The sequence below is a fragment of the Microbacterium maritypicum MF109 genome (assembly GCF_000455825.1).
Taxonomy (GTDB): Bacteria; Actinomycetota; Actinomycetes; order Actinomycetales; family Microbacteriaceae; genus Microbacterium; species Microbacterium maritypicum_A.
In genome coordinates, this window is record NZ_ATAO01000232.1 from 1 (window position 1) to 781 (window position 781).

Here is a 781-nt window from a genome sequence, read left to right on the forward strand (position 1 = left end):
GTTCATGAGCGTCTGCCCGCGCTTGGTGAACACCTGGCTCGTGAACGGGCGGAGCGCGGCGGGCAGCTTGTCGAACAGCATCCCGCTGCGCTTCTCCTCCATCTCGGCCTGACTGAAGCGGAAGTACGGTTTGTACCGCTCGAAGAACGTGCCGTTCGACATCGCCTCGGTCATGCTCTCGCCCGAGATGCGGGCGATCTGCTCGATCGTTTCGCGGCTCTCGATCACCACGAATCGCCAGGGCTGGCTGTTCAGCTGCGACGGAGCGCGGCCCGCGGCTTCGAGGAGGATGCGCTGATGGTCCTCGGAGACAGGGTCGGGCAGGAATGCGCCGTTGGTGGTCTTGCGGCGGCGGATGGCATCGAGCAGTTCCATGCGTTTCACTTCCGGTCGGCGGCGGATCGCGAGAGCACCAGCCCTGCGACGATGAAGGGGGCGGCGGCGAGCGCGACCAGCGGATGCCGCCGGCTGTGCGTGCCGAGGTACGGGATGGCCGCGAGCGGCACGGCGGCGGGGAGCAGCCCGACCGCAGCGCGACGGCCACCCGTGCGCGGCCCCCGCGACCAGCCCGCCACGACGGCGACAGCCGAGGTCGCACATGTCGCGATGTAGAGCGCGTGGTGCAGCCAGCGGAAGCGGCTGGTGTCGACCAGGCGCGCGGCGACGGATGCGCCGAGTGCGCAGTTCACGGCGTAGGCCGTGGCCGCAGCGGCGAACAGCGGCGCGTTGTTCGCGCGCTCACGGCGGTGGACCATGGCATGACCCTACGCCCGCGCCTGGG

2 protein-coding genes are annotated in these 781 nt (G+C 70.2%); both read right to left on the reverse strand.

Translation table 11 applies throughout. The features are described 5' to 3' along the window. Window positions 1–375 (reverse strand): nitroreductase family protein (locus L687_RS40120; RefSeq protein WP_021201495.1); only part of this gene is annotated, 375 nt, incomplete at its 3' end. A 5-nt stretch (window positions 376–380) separates the two neighbouring features. After that, on the reverse strand, window positions 381–755 hold the full coding sequence (locus L687_RS40125; RefSeq protein ID WP_021201496.1) for a hypothetical protein: 375 nt from the start codon (window positions 753–755) through the stop codon (window positions 381–383). Between the last annotated feature and the right edge of the window lie 26 nt (window positions 756–781).